At 68.8% G+C, this 13,241-nt stretch carries 12 protein-coding genes and 2 tRNA genes; 9 read left to right on the top strand and 5 right to left on the bottom strand.

Features of this window, described 5'->3' with window-relative positions; all coding sequences use genetic code 11:
• Window positions 1-11: 11 nt before the first annotated feature.
• On the bottom strand, window positions 12-1,352 hold the full coding sequence (locus ACFXK0_RS15455; RefSeq protein ID WP_379410889.1) for an MFS transporter: 1,341 nt from the start codon (window positions 1,350-1,352) through the stop codon (window positions 12-14).
• 115 nt (window positions 1,353-1,467) lie between these two features.
• On the opposite strand from ACFXK0_RS15455, the gene ACFXK0_RS15450 reads away from it, so the two are divergent.
• Window positions 1,468-2,022, top strand: a complete 555-nt coding sequence (locus ACFXK0_RS15450) for a PadR family transcriptional regulator (protein ID WP_379410887.1) — start codon at window positions 1,468-1,470, stop codon at window positions 2,020-2,022.
• Window positions 2,019-4,049: an FAD-dependent oxidoreductase gene (locus ACFXK0_RS15445; RefSeq protein WP_379410886.1), complete on the top strand. Its 2,031-nt coding sequence runs from the start codon at window positions 2,019-2,021 to the stop codon at window positions 4,047-4,049. The genes ACFXK0_RS15450 and ACFXK0_RS15445 overlap by 4 nt, the downstream gene beginning before the upstream one ends.
• Before the next feature lie 247 nt (window positions 4,050-4,296).
• Here ACFXK0_RS15445 and ACFXK0_RS15440 read toward each other — a convergent pair whose 3' ends face one another.
• Complete coding sequence (locus ACFXK0_RS15440; RefSeq protein WP_379410885.1) at window positions 4,297-5,058, bottom strand: phosphotransferase enzyme family protein; 762 nt, start codon at window positions 5,056-5,058, stop codon at window positions 4,297-4,299.
• Window positions 5,059-5,391: 333 nt separating this feature from the next.
• Between ACFXK0_RS15440 and cmrA the strand changes: the two genes are divergently transcribed.
• Entirely contained in the window at window positions 5,392-6,195 is an 804-nt protein-coding gene (cmrA, locus tag ACFXK0_RS15435; protein WP_379410883.1) for a mycolate reductase, read from the top strand.
• Between the two features lie 155 nt (window positions 6,196-6,350).
• The gene (locus ACFXK0_RS15430) at window positions 6,351-7,646 is read left to right on the top strand and encodes a diaminopimelate decarboxylase family protein (RefSeq protein WP_379410882.1); all 1,296 of its coding nucleotides are present in this window, start codon (window positions 6,351-6,353) and stop codon (window positions 7,644-7,646) included.
• Here ACFXK0_RS15430 and ACFXK0_RS15425 read toward each other — a convergent pair.
• The gene (locus ACFXK0_RS15425) at window positions 7,643-9,307 is read right to left on the bottom strand and encodes a helicase HerA-like domain-containing protein (protein ID WP_379410881.1); all 1,665 of its coding nucleotides are present in this window, start codon (window positions 9,305-9,307) and stop codon (window positions 7,643-7,645) included. The genes ACFXK0_RS15430 and ACFXK0_RS15425 overlap by 4 nt on opposite strands.
• Window positions 9,308-9,478: 171 nt before the next feature.
• Here ACFXK0_RS15425 and orn point away from each other — a divergent pair, with 171 nt between their 5' ends.
• Both orn and ACFXK0_RS15415 read left to right on the top strand, forming a co-directional pair.
• Window positions 9,479-10,117, top strand: coding sequence for an oligoribonuclease (gene orn, locus ACFXK0_RS15420; RefSeq protein WP_379410879.1), 639 nt, complete (start codon window positions 9,479-9,481; stop codon window positions 10,115-10,117).
• A 55-nt stretch (window positions 10,118-10,172) separates the two neighbouring features.
• Window positions 10,173-10,245 (top strand) — tRNA-His (locus tag ACFXK0_RS15415).
• Window positions 10,246-10,289: 44 nt separating this feature from the next.
• Here ACFXK0_RS15415 and ACFXK0_RS15410 read toward each other — a convergent pair.
• Window positions 10,290-10,817, bottom strand: a complete 528-nt coding sequence (locus ACFXK0_RS15410) for a CGNR zinc finger domain-containing protein (RefSeq protein WP_379410878.1) — start codon at window positions 10,815-10,817, stop codon at window positions 10,290-10,292.
• 25 nt (window positions 10,818-10,842) lie between these two features.
• On the opposite strand from ACFXK0_RS15410, the gene ACFXK0_RS15405 reads away from it, so the two are divergent.
• Together ACFXK0_RS15405 and ACFXK0_RS15400 are read left to right on the top strand one after the other, a co-directional pair.
• Window positions 10,843-11,019, top strand: coding sequence for a hypothetical protein (locus ACFXK0_RS15405; RefSeq protein ID WP_379410876.1), 177 nt, complete (start codon window positions 10,843-10,845; stop codon window positions 11,017-11,019).
• Between the two features lie 104 nt (window positions 11,020-11,123).
• A complete protein-coding gene (locus ACFXK0_RS15400; protein WP_379410875.1) occupies window positions 11,124-11,474 on the top strand; it encodes a hypothetical protein in 351 nt (116 codons plus the stop codon).
• 69 nt (window positions 11,475-11,543) lie between these two features.
• On the opposite strand, the gene ACFXK0_RS15395 is transcribed toward ACFXK0_RS15400, so the two are convergent.
• Window positions 11,544-12,752 (bottom strand): Ig-like domain-containing protein, encoded by a 1,209-nt coding sequence (locus ACFXK0_RS15395; protein WP_379410874.1) that lies wholly within the window; start codon window positions 12,750-12,752, stop codon window positions 11,544-11,546.
• 348 nt (window positions 12,753-13,100) lie between these two features.
• Between ACFXK0_RS15395 and ACFXK0_RS15390 the strand changes: the two genes are divergently transcribed.
• A tRNA-Lys gene (locus tag ACFXK0_RS15390) sits at window positions 13,101-13,173 on the top strand.
• The last annotated feature ends 68 nt before the right edge of the window (window positions 13,174-13,241 follow it).

Raw genomic sequence — 13,241 nt, 5'->3', positions numbered from 1 at the left:
TCACTGTGAGATCACCCAGCGTCGGCCGGTTCCGCCCGTGCAGGCGCGCGCACCGGCAGCAGCACCAGCAGACCCGCGACCAGCACGACCAGCAATCCCGCGATTCCCGCGCGATCGGACCCGAACGCCCAGACGAACAACCCGAACAGGGCGGGCGCGAGGAACGACACCGCGCGCCCGGTCGTGGTGTAGAGCCCGAACAGCTGTCCCTCCCGTCCCGGCGGGGCCAGCCGCGCCAGATACGAGCGGGCCGAGGCCTGCGCGGGCCCGACGAACACCGTCAGCGCGAGCCCGAAGATCCAGAACATCAGCGTCCCCGACACCACCAGCAGCACCAGACCGCAGCCGATCATCCCGATCAGCGAGGCCACGATCACCCGTTTGGGCCCGATCCGGTCGTCGTAGCGGCCCGCCAGCACCGCCGCCGCACCGGCGACGACATTGGCCGCGACACCGAACAGCAGCACGTCGGCGTCGGCGAACCCGTACACCTGCACCGCCAGCACCGCGCCGAAGGTGAACACCCCGGCCAGCCCGTCCCGGAACACCGCGCTGGCCAGCAGGAACCACACCGTGTGCCGATCCTGGCGCCACAGCTCACGCACGTCACGCCACAGCACCCGGTAGGACCCGGCGATCCCGGCCCGCGCCGCGCCCGGATCGGCGCCGGTGCGCGGCAGCTCCGGCACCGCGAACAGCACCGGCAGCGCGAACACGGTGAACCAGACCGCGGCCAGCACGATCACCAGCCGGACATTGAGCCCCTGATCGGTGGGCATGGCCAGCAGCCCGCGGGTGTCGCCGTCACCGGCGAGGAACCCCACGTAGCAGACGAGCAGCAGCACGATGCCACCGAAATAGCCCATCGCCCAGCCGAATCCGGAGACCCGCCCGACCGTGGCCGGGGTCGACACCTGGCGCATCATGGCGTTGTAGGGCACCCCGGCCAGTTCGAAGGTGGCCGAGGCGAAGGCCAGCAGCGCCAGCCCGAGCCACAGGTCGTGGTAGTCGTCGTGCACGAAGAACATCAGCGACATGGCGCCCGCGGTGAGCGCGGTCAGGGTCGCCAGCGCGCGTTTGCGGGAGCCGACCGCGTCGAAGTACTGCCCGGAGACCGGCGCGGTCAGCGCGACCACGAGACCGGCCGCGGCCAGCGCCCAGCCCAGCCACGCGCTGGCCGACACCCCGCCGGGCAGATCGTCGCCGACCTTGTCGGTCAGGTACACCGAGAAGACGAAGGTCAGCGTGACGGCCTGGAACGCCGAGGACCCCCAGTCCCACAGCCCCCACGCCAGCACCTGCCCACGTCCGGCCGCCTCGCCGACGGTTTCGGACGCGTTCACCTCGGTCATGGGCGAAGCGTAATGGCGATCGCGGCGCCGGGCAGGACACATCGGCGTTTCGGCACGCCGTCGTTCGATATGAACCCGGTTGCATAGTACCGGGTGTAACGGATATTCTCGTCGCATGGCATTGGAGCACGCATTGCTGGTCTCGCTCAGCGAACGAGCGGGCTCGGGATATGAGCTCGCCCGCCGATTCGACAAGTCGATCGGCTATTTCTGGAGCGCCTCGCATCAGCAGATCTACCGTGTCCTCAAGCGTATGGAGGAATCCGGCTGGGTGACCGTGGAATCGGTGACCCAGCAGGGAAAACCCGACAAGAAGGTGTACTCGGTCGCGCCGGCGGGACAGACCGAGCTGGCCCGCTGGATCGCCGAACCCAGCCAGGCCACCAGCGCCCGCGACGAACTCGGCGTGAAGGTCCGCGGCGCCGCGCACGGCGACATCGAGGCAGTGTGCGCCGAAGTCGCCCGCCATCGCGCCGAGCACGCCCAGCGGCTCGACGAGTTCCGGCTCAGCGAAAAGAAATTCTTCCCGGTACCGGACCAGCTCTCCGGCACCGCCCTGCACCAGTACCTGGTCCTGCGCGCGGGTATCCGCTCGGAGTCCGGCTACGTCGAATGGTGCGACGAAGTACTGCAGGCCCTGCGACCGCGAAAAGGTGAACCCAGCCCATGAGTTCGTTTCCCCATCTGTTCGAACCGCTCGACCTAGGCCACACCACCCTGCGCAACCGGGTGGTGATGGGTTCCATGCACACCGGTCTCGAGGACCGCGCCTGGGACACCAACAAGCTGGCCGCCTACTTCGCCGAACGCGCCCGCGGCGGTGTCGGCCTGATCATCACCGGCGGCTACGCGCCCAACCGCACCGGCTGGCTGCTGCCCTTCGGCGGCAAACTCACCAACAAGACCGAGGCCTACCGCCACCGCACCATCACCAAGGCGGTGCACGCCGAAGGCGGCAAGATCGCCATCCAGATCCTGCACGCCGGCCGCTATTCCTATCTGCCGAACAGTGTTTCGGCCTCCGCGATCAAGTCGGCGATCAACCCGTTCAAGCCGCGCGCGCTGTCGAGCAGGGGCGTCGAGTCCACCATCGACGACTACGCGCGCTGCGCGGAACTGGCGAAGTTCGCCGGGTACGACGGCTGCGAGATCATGGGCGGCGAGGGCTATTTCATCAACCAGTTCCTCGCACCACGGGTGAACAAGCGCACCGACAAGTGGGGTGGCACCGCCGCGAACCGGCGCAGGCTGCCGGTGGAGATCGCCAAGCGCATCCGTGCCGCGGTCGGCCCCGATTTCATCATCGTGTTCCGGCTCTCGATGGCCGAACTGGTGGAGAAGGGGCAGACCTTCGAGGAGATCATCGCGCTGGCCAAGGAATTGGAGGCCGCGGGCGTCGACATCCTCAACACCGATATCGGCTGGCACGAAGCGCGGGTGCCCACCATCGTCACCTCGGTGCCGCGCGCGGCGTTCGTGGAGTTCACCGCCAAGATCGCCCGCCAGGTCGGCATCCCGGTGTGCGCGTCGAACCGGATCAATATGCCCGAGATCGCCGAGGAGATCCTCACCCGTGGCGACGCGGCGCTGATCTCACTGGCGCGCCCGCTGCTGGCCGACCCCGAATGGGCCAACAAGGCCCAGGGTGACCGTGTCGACGAGATCAACACCTGTATCGCCTGCAATCAGGCCTGCCTGGATCACGCCTTCGGCAACAAGAAGGTATCGTGCCTGGTCAATCCGCGCGCGGGCAGCGAGACCACGCTGAACCTGCTGCCGACCCGGCGCGCCAAAAGCTTCGCGGTGGTCGGCGCGGGCCCCGCCGGGCTCTCGGCCGCGGTGAGCCTGGCCGAGCGCGGGCACCACGTCGACCTGTTCGAGGCCGACGACAAGATCGGCGGCCAGTTCGACATCGCCCGCCGCATCCCCGGCAAGGAGGAGTTCGACGAGTCGATCCGCTACTTCCGCCGCAAGATCGAGCTCACCGGCGTCACCCTGCACCTCGACAAGCGGGTCACCGCCGGGGAATTGATCGCAGGCGGCTACGACTCGGTGGTGCTGGCGACCGGGGTGCGTCCGCGCATCCCGAACATCCCCGGCATCGACCATCCGATGGTGCTCTCCTATGCCGAACTGGTGAAGGAGGAGAAGCCGGTCGGCAAGAAGGTCGCGGTGATCGGCGCGGGCGGCATCGGCTACGACGTCAGCGAATACCTCACCGTCGAAGGTCATCCCACGCTCAAGCTCGACGAGTGGAAAGAGGAGTGGGGGGTCGACGCCGACGACGAGCAGGTCCGCGGCCAGCTCAAGGAGCCCAAGCCTTCGCCCGCCGCCCGCGATGTCGTACTGCTGCAACGCAAGTCGACTCCGTTCGGCAAGGACCTGGGCAAGACCTCGGGCTGGGTGCACCGCGCCGCGCTCAAGGCCAAGGGTGTCGAGCAGGTCGGCGGCGTGAACTACGAGCGCATCGACGACGCGGGCCTGCACATCTCCTTCGGTGACAAGCACGAGAACCCCCGCCTCATCGCGGTCGACAATGTGATCGTCTGCGCCGGACAGGAATCGGTGCGCGAACTCGAGGAGCCGCTGCGCGCGGCCGGCATCGACCTGCACCTGATCGGCGGCGCCGACGTGGCCGCCGAACTCGATGCCAAGCGCGCCATCGCCCAGGGCACCCGCCTGGCGGCGAACCTGTAACCCACCCCGACCCGGTCGTCCGACGCGACGGACGACCGTCGCACCGCCCCGTCCACCGAACTCGCATCCGGTGGACGGGGCGGTGTTCTCCGTCCTGGTACGCGACCGGCGCGCGGCGACGAACCGCGTCGACACCATCCGGGCAGCGCCGCTGGGTCGTCGGACGGACAGCGTTCTCCGTCCCGGTCACCGACCGGCGCGCGCAGCGACAAACCGCGCCGACACCCCTCCCGGCAACACCGCCGGGTCATCGGACGGACGCGTCGCGGATCCTGGTGAGCGGCGCGCGTCCGGATGGGGTCTCATACCAGTGGAGGTGGCCGAGAAGCCAGTCCTGGTAGGCGATTTCGGCATTGCGTGGCTGGCAGGCGGCGCTCAGGAAGTAGTCGATCTCGGACAGTTCGTAGCCGACGTGCACCAGCGGCAGCAGCTCGGCGAGCAGGGCGCGATCGGCGATGGCGAGCGGACGCACTGCGTGGTAGCCACCCAGCAGCGCGGTGATCTGGTCGTACCGGACGTGCGGTGGTCCGCCGGCGCGCAGCGACAGCCAATCGATCGCACTGCGTTCGATCGCCGTTGCCAGGTCGAACATCGCCGTGGTGCGGTCGGCGAGACCGAAGTCGATCACCGAGCCGACCCGATGCCCACGCCAGAGCAGGTTGGTCGCGTGCCAGTCGCCGTGGGTCCACAGCGGCGCGGCACCAGCGAGATCCACCCGCAGATCAGGTGTTTCGGCCCGCCAGTCCCGTGCCGCGAGAAACTCCGCCACCGCCGGACGCCGCGCGAGATGCCATTCGAACGCCTCGTGCACCCCCGCGTGCATCGACGCGACCAGCGGACGAGCCGCCCGAGCCGGTGCGTCGAACCCCTCCGCGGCCAGGTGCAACCGAGCCAGCGTCACACCGGCCCCCTCCGCATCGGCGCTGTCACGATAGGGCGACCAGGAGAAGTCCGCCCGATACCGGTCCTCCCCCACACCGACCGCCTGCACCTCGTAGACGAACAGCACGGAACTCCCCGCCCCGCCGCCGGATTCGCCTTCCGAAGGCGGGTGAGCGCCGGCGGCTTCACCAGCCGCACGCCGATCGGCATCGCCGGATCCACCTACCGCACACCGATCGACGCCGTCGCCTCCCCTCGCACCGCCCAGCGGATCCCCAATAGGCAGGTCTACGCCCGGCGCCGCGACGCCCGACCGCGAACGGGCACCGGCGCGGTGCGTAGCAGCAGCACCGTGGCGTGGTGGGAGACATCGGTAGCCATGTCGACCGTCATGCTATGCCGGTCGAGTGGGGTGCCGGGGCCCGGCGCACTCGCGTGGGAGATCCCCTAAGCTCCCCGTGTGAGCTTGCCCTCCCCCACTGCAGACAATCGTGCCGTCGTCACCGGCGCTTCCTCCGGTATCGGCACCGCGCTGGCCGCCGAGCTGGCCGGTCGCGGGTATTCGCTGATCCTGGTCGCGCGGCGCGGCGAGGTGCTGACCGAACTGGCCCAGCGGCTGACGCTGGCCCACGGCATCACCGCCGAGGTGCGCGCGGTGGACCTGGCCGATCGCGGGCAGCGGGCCGGTCTGGTCGACGAGCTGGCCGTTCGCGATATCGCGATCCTGTGCAACAACGCCGGCATCGCGACCTTCGGTCCGGTCGCCGAACTGGACTTCGCCTACGAGCGCGCGCAGATGGAACTCAACGCCACCGCCGTGCACGATCTGACCCTGGCCGTGTTGCCCGGCATGATCGAGCGCAATGCGGGCGGCATCCTGATCAGCGGTTCGGCCGCGGGCAATATGCCGATCCCGAACAACGCCACCTACGCGGCGTCGAAGGCCTTCGCCAACACCTTCTCCGAGTCGCTGCGCGGCGAGCTCAAAGGCAGCGGCGTGCACGTCACGCTGCTGGCCCCCGGCCCGGTGCGCACCGAGACACCCGCGCCCGAGGACGAGTCGATCGTGGACAAGATGGTCCCCGATTTCCTGTGGGTCTCTTCGGAATACACCGCCAAGGTCTCCATCGACGCCCTGGCCCGCAACAAGATGCGCATCGTGCCCGGCCTGATCAGCAAGGGCATGAGCGTCGCGGGCAACTACGGTCCGCGCGCGGTCACCGCGCCCATCGCCGGCGCGTTCTACCGGAAGCTGGGCAGCTGAGCCGTCCCTGAGTGCGCCTGCCGCGTCAGCACTGCGTCAGGAATGCCGTCGCGGTGGTCAAGGACTCGTCAACGCCGGGTCCGGCGCCCGCGCGGCGGCGTAGTCCTGGAATCGGCCCCGCCGTCCGAGCGCGGGGGCGTCCCCAGGAGACCACCGTGACGTTGCTCGACATCTTCCCGTCGTTGCGCGCGACCACCGTGCCACGGCTCGACCCCGCCGTCTGGCCCGCCGACACCCACTACGACCCCGACGGCCGGATCACCCTCGGCACGGTGGCACTGGCCGACCTCGCCGACCAGTACGGCACACCGGTCCAGGTGATCGACGAAGCGGAGGTCCGCGCCCGCTGCCGCGCCTACCGCAGGCACTTCCCGAGCACCGAAATCATCTACGCGGGCACCGCGCTGATGGTCGGGGCGGTGGCGCGCTGGGTCGCCGAGGAAGGCCTGTCGGTGCAGGTCGGCTCCAGCGGTGAACTGTCGGTGGCACTGGCCGCGGGCATCGCGCCGCGCCGGATCGTGCTGCACGGCGACGGCAAGACCTTCGACGAGCTGAAGACCGCCGTGGACAGCGGCGTGGGCCGGATCGTGGTCGGCGCGATCAGCGAGATCACCCTGCTCGCCGCGCTGGCGACCGAGCCCCAGCAGATCCTGCTGCGCGTCGACCCCGGAATCGATGTCGACCGCGGCGTCCATCACGGCTTCCCGCTCGGCAGCAGCTCGCTCGAAACAGCCGTCGCCCGCATCGCCGGCCAGCCGAACCTGCGGCTCACTGGGCTGCACTGCCATCTGGGTGGCCAGATCCACAATCCCGACCACTACGGCGAGGCGATCCGCCGGATGATCGGCGAAATGGCCTGGATCGACAACGAATACGGTCTGCTGCTCAGCCACCTCGACATCGGCGGCGGGCACGCCATCGCCTACCGGGGCGGCGACGCCGAACTCAACCTGACCGAGCTCGCCGACATCCTCGACGACGCACTCGACGCCGGCTGCGCGCGCCACCGCTTCCCGCGCCCGGTGCTGGCCATGGAACCCGGGCGCGCGATCGTCGCCAGGGCGGGCATCACGCTCTACCGGGTGCTCTCGGTCACCGATACCGGCGAGGGCGGCGCCCGCGTGATCGTCGACGGCGGCGGCTGCGGCCAGGGCAGCGGGTACGGCGCGGTGGTCGTCAACCGGCACCCGACCGGTCCCCAGCGCATCGCGACGATCGCGGGCAAGCACTCCGAGGCCGGTGACCTCATCGCCCGCGACGTGCGTATCCCCGCCGATCTGCGCGCCGGCGAGATCCTGGCACTGCCCTGCACCGGCGCCTACCATCACGGCCTGGCCTCGACCTACCGCACGGTCGGCAGGCCGCCGATCGTCGCCGTCGCCGACGGGCGCAGCACGCCCCTGCTGCGCCGCGAGACGATCGCCGACCTGCTGATGCGCGAACTCGGCTAGCGCCGCCTGGTCCCGAACAGGCTGCGGCTGATCTCGCGCCCGGCCGCGCTGGCCGCCGACCGCAGGAAGCTCTTGACCGCCGGATTCCTCATGATCCGTTCCGCCGCCGAGTCGTCCTCGGCATCGTTGGCCGACCGGCCCGGCGCCGGGGCCGTCTCCGGGGTGGGATCGGCGGCGGCGACACTGGCCAGCAGCTTCTCGTAGGCCGATTCGCGGTCGATGGTCTGGCCGTATTTGCCTTGCAACGCGCTGGTCAGCGCCTTGGACTTGATCGCGTCGTCGCCGATGGTGTCCATCAGCGAACGCGGCGGCACGATCTTGGTCCAGGCCACCGGGGTCGGCGCGCCCTTCTCCGAGAGCACCGTGACGATCGCCTCACCGGTGCCCAGCGAGGTCAGCGCCGATTCCAGGTCGTAGACCGACGACTTCGGGTAGGTGCGAACGGTTTTCGACAGCGCCTTCTGGTCGTCGGGGGTGAAGGCGCGCAAGGCGTGCTGGACGCGGGCACCGAGCTGGGAGAGCACCGGGTTCGGGATATCGGTGGGCAGCTGGGTGCAGAAGAACACCCCGACGCCCTTGGAGCGGATCAGTTTCACCGTCTGCTCGACCTGCTGCAGGAACGCCTTGGACGCCTCGGCGAAGAGCAGATGCGCCTCGTCGAAGATGAACACCAGCTTGGGTTTGTCCAGGTCACCTTCCTCGGGCAGCACCTGGAACAGGTCGGCGAGCACCCACATCAGGAAGGTGGAGAACAGCACCGGCCGCGCCGCCTGCTGCCCCAGTTCGAACAGCGTGATCACGCCCTGCCCGCCCGCGGTGCGCAATAGATCCGGCGGATCCAGTTCGGGTTCGCCGAAGAAGGTGTCGCCGCCCTCGGCCTCGAGATTCACCAGCGCGCGCAGGATCACCCCGGCCGTCTGCGTGGACACCCCGCCGATCCCCTTGAGGTCTTCCTTACCGTCGGGGCTGGTCAGATGGGTGATCACCGCGCGCAGATCCTTCAGATCCAGCAGCGCGAGCCCCCGCTGATCGGCCCAGTGGAAGATCAGGCCGAGCGTGGACTCCTGGGTGTCGTTGAGGCCGAGCACCTTGCTGAGCAGGATCGGGCCGAACGAGCTGATCGTCGCGCGGATCGGCACCCCGATCCCGCCGGTACCCAGCGAGACGAACTCGGTGGGGAACGCACTGGGCACCCACTCGCCCGCGCCGGTCTCGGCGGCGCGGGCACGGATCTTGTCGTTGTCCGCGCCGGGCTCGCTGAGCCCCGACAGATCGCCCTTGATATCGGCCATCACCACCGGAACCCCGGCGCGCGAGAGCTGTTCGGCGATGCCCTGCAGTGTCTTGGTCTTGCCGGTGCCGGTCGCACCGGCGACCAGGCCGTGCCGGTTCATCATCCGCAGCGGAATGCGCACGCGCGCACCGGGATCGGCGACACCGTCGACCATCACCGTGCCCAGCTCCAGCGCGGCACCCTCGACGGCGTACCCCGCCGCGATCTCCTGGGCGGCCGCCGATGGTGGCCGCTCCGACGACGATTCGGCGCTCGCGGCGGCTTCCCGTTCGGCGGCTTCGGCGGCCGCGGCCGCCTCCGCGGCGACCCGCGCCGCCTCCTCCGCCGCTTTGCGTGCCGCCGCTGCCTTCTCCTGGGGGGTGGTCATCCGCGCGTCCTCCGTCTTGTCACAAAGCCGTACGCAAGTCCAGGGCAAACTGTATCCCCGCCGGTCACCTCGTTGCCGCCGCATCCGGTGATGTCGCGGGCAATCCGGTCGCCTCGCCCGTGCGACGCACCTACCGATCCGGCGGCCGAGCGCACCGTTAGGGTGGCTCAGGTGTCAGACAAACTCCTGGTCTGGATGGATTGCGAGATGACGGGGCTCCGTCTCGACAGCGACAAGCTGATCGAGATCGCCGCGCTCGTGACCGACAGCGACCTGAACATCCTCGGTGACGGTGTCGACATCGTCATCCACGCCGACGACGCCGCCCTGGCCTGCATGCCACCGGTCGTCGCCGAGATGCACGCGAAATCCGGTCTCACCGAAGAGGTCAGGGCCTCCACGGTGACCCTCGAACAAGCCCAGGCCGAGGTCCTCGACTACATCCGCCAGTACGCGCCCGCCACGCGCACGGTTCCGCTGTGCGGCAACTCGATCGCCACCGACCGCGGCTTCATCGCCAGGGACATGCCGGAACTGGACGCGCACCTGCACTACCGGATGGTCGATGTGAGCTCGATCAAGGAACTGTGCCGGCGCTGGTACCCGCGCATCTACTTCGGGCAGCCGGAGAAGGGCCTGGCCCACCGCGCCCTGGCCGACATCAAGGAATCCATCCGCGAACTCGAGTACTACCGGCGCACCGCCTTCGTACCGCTGCCCGGCCCCTCGACCACCGAGATCACCGCCGCCGCCGCGGCCGCCACCGAGGCCGTCGATGTCACCGGATCCACCCTCCGACCAGCGGATTAGGGATTGAGCACTCCAACACGCTAGTATTTACCGCGCCGGTGAATAACCGGTGATGGTGACTGTAGTTCAGTTGGTAGAGCACCAGGTTGTGATCCTGGCTGTCGCGGGTTCGAGTCCCGTCAGTCACCCCGAGAGAGAAAGCCCGGTCCCCACGGACCGGGCTTTCTCTGTCTCAGGACCGCATTGCCCGCCCCGCCCGGTGCCTGCGCACCGCGGACCGGTTCGCACAGGCCGGGCTGCAGAAACGCTGTCGGCCATTGCGTGAGGTATCGGCGTAGACCCGCTCGCAGCCCTCGGCCGCGCAACCGCCCAGCCGGTCCATGCCGAGCCCCGTCAGATGCAGTGCGGTGCCGACGGTGATCAGGGCCGCGATCTGACGATCGGTGGGGACGCCGGGGTCGCGGAAATGCAGGTGCCAGCCGTCGCCCACGTGGTCGGTCAGCCGGGGCGCCGAGGCGTACTCGGCCAGCAGGACGTTGAGCGACGCCGCGCGCTGCGGCCGATCCGCGCACACCACCACCTGTCGCCAGCGCGCCAGGAACGCCGTCACCGTCGCGAGGTCGGCCTCGGTGGGCGGGATGGACAGCACCAGCCCGGCCGCGGCACAGCGGCGCGCCAGCTCGGCCGCATCCGCGCACGGCTCGTTCAGCAGCTCGATGCCGAGCTGCACCGGCTCCCGTCCGTAATGGTTGTAATGCACAATGCCATTACAACAGACTCGGAGCATGAACAGTCACAGCACACACATCTGGCGGATCGAGTCCTGCCATCGGACCAGCGAGGGCCTGATCGCTTACCAGCGCTGCCGCTGCGGTGCGCGCCGGGTCGTCGCCGGTGACCCGGGGGTCGGCATCTCCGCCGAGCTACGCGCGAGTAGGCAAGGGCTCGCGGCCACGGCGTAGACCATTGGAGGTTCATGACGCGCATCACGTTTGCCCGCTACACTCTGGACCGTTGCCCAGATGTGGGGCATCTCTCGTCAGCGCTCGACCGGAAAGACCACTAGATGAAGCGTTCCACCGTCGTCGTGGCCCTCGCGGCCGCCACCGTGCTCGGCCCCGTCGCAGGTGCCGCGGCGGCCGCCCCCGGCCTGCCCCTCACCGAGTTCACCGCCGACCTCCCCACCGCCACCGGCGGCGCCGGGCTGCCCACCGAGCTGCCCGAGTCCGGTTCGGCGCAGAGCGGCTCGACGACCGGCATGGAGACCACCGGCTCCTCCGGCACCGGCTCGGCCGGCCTGCCCAACCTGGACCGTCTGCTGTTCGGCGGCCGCATCCTGTGCGGCGCCCTCGGCAGCGCGCTGGCCGTCGCCGGCGAGGCGATGATGGACTGCGCCGACCTCCCGACACCCGCCTGAACCACCGGCGAAAACACGAAGGTCCACCGGAGTTCTCCGGTGGACCTTCGTTGTCCGCGCTGGGCGTGGCTAGTCGGCGTCGGCGTTGCCCGCCTTCCACTCCGGCCACGGGATGTTCCAGTCACCGAGCCCGTCGACACCGGACAGTGTGCCGCCGACGGTGTTCTTCACGATGGTGATGTCACCGCGCTTGGCGTTCTCATACACCCAGCGCGCGTTCGCCGGGCTCAGGTTCAGGCAGCCGTGGCTGGTGTTGGAGTACCCCTGCGCCCCCACCGACCAGGGCGCCGAGTGGAAGAAGATGCCGCTGTAGGAGATCCGGGTGGCGTAGTCGACCGGGGTGCGGTAGCCGTCGGCCGAGTTCACCGAGACACCGTAGGTCGAGGAGTCCATGATGATGTGCTCGAACCGGTCGCTGACGATGTAGACGCCGTTGTCGGTGGGCGTGCTGTCCTTGCCCATCGAGGTCGGCATCGTCATGATCACCTCGCCGTTGCGCTCGACCACCACCTGCTTGGTGTTGTCGTCGGCGGTGAAGATCACCGCGTCGCCGACGGTGAAGAACGAGTGGATGTTGTCCTGGCCGAACAGACCCTCGCCCAGGTCCTTGCCATAGACGTTCACATCGATGGTCACCTTGGTGCCCGACGCCCAGAAGTTCTCCGGCCGCCAGCGCACCTCCCGGTTGTTCACCCAGTAGAAGGCGCCCTCCACCGGGGGTTCGGTGGTGATCTTGATGGCGTCCTGCACGGCACGCCGGTTCGGGATGTCCTCGTCGAACTGGATCGCCACCGGCTGGCCGATACCGACCACCTCGCCCTCACCGGGCAGCAGATACGGCTTGGTCTGATTGTTCGGGGAGCTGGTGGTGAAGCTGAGCGTGGCCGAGTTCGCCCCGCCCAGACCGATCGCCGACGCGGTCAGCTGATAGGTCTTGCCGTAGCCGAGCACCTCGGTGGTCTCCCAGGAACGCCCGTCGGCGGCGAGCTTGCCCGCCACCTTCGTGCCCTGCTGGTTGGTCAGCGAGACGTCGGTGAAGGTGCCGTCCTCGACCTGGAAGCCCAGCGGCATCCCCGGCGAGACACCGACCTGACCGTCCTTGATCGCCGAGACCAGCTTCGGCTTGATCAGCTCGGTGATCGGGTTGCGATCGATCGCAACCTCGACACCGGTGCCCTCCGCCGACGAGCACGCCGAGGCGCCCAACGCGAACACCGTGAGCAGCACCACCGGAACGATTGTCCGTAGCGACCGAGGTCGCCCCCGCTTCTTACCCATGTCAACCCCGTTTCCGTACCGACGCGATAACCATGCGCCGCAGATCCCACCGACTGAACCGTTCGTGCCAACCGCGCCGGCGGGGCGTTCGAGATCGTCGTCCCGTCATTCTGCCAGCCCGCCCGGCCGCAACCAACGGGAAAGCCCCCGCGACACGACCAGTTCACAATCGTTAGATACGTCTGGAGCCCGCCACCGTTAACAACGCGAACAGCATCACGTCACCGCTGGTCAGAGCCCGATTTCACTTTCCGCCCCCGAGCCTGTTACTGTTTGTTCCGCACCGGAGAGCGGCGCAAGGGAGACACCGAGAGGTTCTCCCCAGAGTCACGCTCCACAGCAAACCAAGCGCCATTAGCTCAATTGGCAGAGCAGCTGACTCTTAATCAGCGGGTTCGGGGTTCGAGTCCCTGATGGCGCACAGTAACAGTAGGCCAGGCCCGACCACCGGGCCTGGCCTACTTTGTTTGTCGTCTGTGACCAAAGAAT

The organism is Nocardia sp. NPDC059177 (assembly GCF_042755165.1).
Classification (GTDB): domain Bacteria; phylum Actinomycetota; class Actinomycetes; order Mycobacteriales; family Mycobacteriaceae; genus Nocardia.
This window is presented reverse-complemented; position numbering and strand designations above follow the sequence as displayed.